At 46.2% G+C, this 2,269-nt stretch carries 4 protein-coding genes; all 4 read left to right on the forward strand.

Translation table 11 applies throughout. From position 1 onward, the window contains the following. The first annotated feature begins 279 nt into the window (after window positions 1-279). The 4 genes from NE665_RS23500 (at window position 280) to NE665_RS23515 (ending at window position 2,094) form a co-directional block, all read left to right on the forward strand. Window positions 280-1,044 (forward strand): 4Fe-4S binding protein, encoded by a 765-nt coding sequence (locus NE665_RS23500; RefSeq protein ID WP_117442713.1) that lies wholly within the window; start codon window positions 280-282, stop codon window positions 1,042-1,044. A 65-nt stretch (window positions 1,045-1,109) separates the two neighbouring features. Next, a complete protein-coding gene (locus NE665_RS23505) occupies window positions 1,110-1,292 on the forward strand; it encodes a 4Fe-4S binding protein (protein ID WP_117442712.1) in 183 nt (60 codons plus the stop codon). Further along, the gene (locus tag NE665_RS23510) at window positions 1,289-1,846 is read left to right on the forward strand and encodes a 4Fe-4S binding protein (protein WP_117442711.1); all 558 of its coding nucleotides are present in this window, start codon (window positions 1,289-1,291) and stop codon (window positions 1,844-1,846) included. Before NE665_RS23505 ends, NE665_RS23510 begins: the two co-directional genes overlap by 4 nt. 41 nt (window positions 1,847-1,887) lie before the next feature. Further along, window positions 1,888-2,094, forward strand: coding sequence for a heavy-metal-associated domain-containing protein (locus NE665_RS23515; protein WP_233104869.1), 207 nt, complete (start codon window positions 1,888-1,890; stop codon window positions 2,092-2,094). Window positions 2,095-2,269: the final 175 nt, after the last annotated feature.

Below are 2,269 nucleotides of genomic sequence, written 5' to 3' on the forward strand. Positions count from 1 at the left end.
ATAGATATAAAAAAGGATATATGAAAGACTAAATGCAATTGTAAGTGTAAATTCAACTAGATTGTTGTGTAAGAGTCTTTTCTACTTAGCTACTTTGAAAGTGGAATTTAACTTTTCACTTCAGCCAAAAAAGAAAAGCGGCAGGGCGTATTGAATCACACAGTTCATCGTTCTATAATGAAGAAAGAAACAAAAGGGTTCAGGCAGGAATGCTTATATCGGTATGTATAGGCTTGCTTTTGGAATGCATCTGAATACCTGAAAGAGAGGAGATTTATCATGGCATTTTATACGATTCTATTCAGTCCCTGCGGTGGGACAAGGCGTATTGCTGAAATACTGGAACGTGAATGGAGGGAAGCGAAGAGTATTTGTATAGATTTATGCAATCCACAGATAACAGAGCGCCTTCCCCACTTTCAAAAGGAGGATATCTGTATCATTGCTATGCCCTCCTATGGAGGAAGAGCACCACAGGCAGCATTGCAGCGGCTGCGTGCCATGCAGGGCAACAAGGCTTCCGCTATTCTGGTATGCAGCTATGGCAACCGTGCCTATGAGGATACCCTGCTGGAGATGAAGGATTGTGCACAGGAAAGCGGCTTTGTGTGCCGTGCGGCGATTGCGGCGGTTGCCGAGCATTCCATCATGCATCAATATGGAGCCGGACGTCCCGATGCACAGGATACACAGGAGCTTGGCACATTTTCACAGCAGATACGCAGGCATTTGAAAAAGGATGCTGGCTGCGTGCTGCATGTAGCGGGAAACCATCCGTATAAGAGCTATGGCGGTGTACCGCTGAAACCCTCTGCGGATAAGCAGTGTATGCAATGCGGACAGTGTGCAACACAATGCCCGGTACAGGCGATTCCGGTGGAGCATCCGGAAAAAACAGATACAGCGCGCTGCATTTCCTGTATGCGCTGCATCGCGGTTTGCCCTGTCCATGCACGCAGTCTGAATAAGCTCATGCTGGCGGTTTCTGTGAAGAAGCTTCACAAGGCCTGTGTGACAAGAAAGGATAATGAACTGTTTCTGTGACAAAGTCACGGTAAAGCGGCAGCTTCTTCGATATACTGACAGGGTATGTAGAAGGAGGAGCTGTTTTGAAGAAGGCTTTTGTAGAGGAAAAAGCGTGTGTTGCCTGTGGGACGTGCCTTGCCACTTGTCCCCGTCAGGCTATCCACATTGCGCATGGCTGCTATGCAGTCATAGATTTGGTACGCTGTGTAGGCTGCGGCCTTTGCAGTAAGGCTTGTCCTGCAAGCGTTATTGAGGTGCGTTCATGAAAACGAAATGGACGGAATATTTGTGGATCGCATCTATGCTGTATTTGTTTCTCGGCTTGTTTCATATTCTGTTTGCCTGGCTGGGTCTTATTTGTTTTCTGGTGCCGCTGCTGCTGGCTGTTGGAAAAGGTGAAAAGAGCTATTGTAATCATTACTGCGGCAGGGGGCAGCTTTTGCAGCGATTGGGTAGCCGGCTTTCCGCACAGCGAGCCTGTCCGCGATGGCTGAGAAGCAAATGGTTTCGTTATGGCTTCTTGCTGTTCTTTCTATCGATGTTTGCCAGTATGCTGTATATGAGCTATGCGGTACTGCAGGGACAGCCGCTATCGGCCTTTATCACGCTTTTATGGACTGTGCGGATTCCCTGGTTTGTTTCATCTGGTGCAGCAGACTGGGTTTTGCAGTTTGCGTATGGCTTTTACAGTCTGATGCTGACAAGCACGATACTGGGCATTCTCACCATGCTGGTGTATAAACCCCGTACATGGTGTGTATACTGTCCGATGGGTACCATGACGCAGGCGGTATGCAGAGTAAAAAACAGGAAATCCTGATGGAAGTATGCTATGATAACAGTAAAGATAGGAGTGAGATCATGAAAAAGGTATTTCAGGTAGAAGGTATGATGTGTCAGCACTGTGAGCAGCGTGTGAATAAGACGCTGCAGGGCATCGAAGGTGTTATAGCCTGTGCAGCGAGTGCAGAAAAAGGCATTGTCGATGTGGAGTATGATGAGCAGCGAACCAGTGATGCTGCAATTCTACAGGCAATCACAGATACCGGATATGATGTAAAAGGATAAGGGGCGAGGGCTCTTTCCTATGATAAAACAGCGTCTTTTCTAAAAAGACGTTTCAGATTGTTGACAAAAGCCTATACCTTTTCGTAAGGACATAGGCTTTTTATTGTATATAGGCAATTTTCGAAATGAAATTGTCTTTTTTTGTATATTTTGAAGGATATATTGAATTTTTTGA

The sequence above is a fragment of the Clostridium sp. DFI.1.208 genome (genome assembly GCF_024463855.1).
Lineage (GTDB): Bacteria > Bacillota_I > Bacilli_A > Erysipelotrichales > Erysipelotrichaceae > Clostridium_AQ.

Coding starts and splice junctions, on each gene's coding strand:
- NE665_RS23500 (WP_117442713.1), top strand. CDS start 280: ATGGCATTTTATACGATTCTATTCAGTCCCTGCGGTGGGACAAGGCGT.
- NE665_RS23510 (WP_117442711.1), top strand. CDS start 1,289: ATGAAAACGAAATGGACGGAATATTTGTGGATCGCATCTATGCTGTAT.
- NE665_RS23515 (WP_233104869.1), top strand. CDS start 1,888: ATGAAAAAGGTATTTCAGGTAGAAGGTATGATGTGTCAGCACTGTGAG.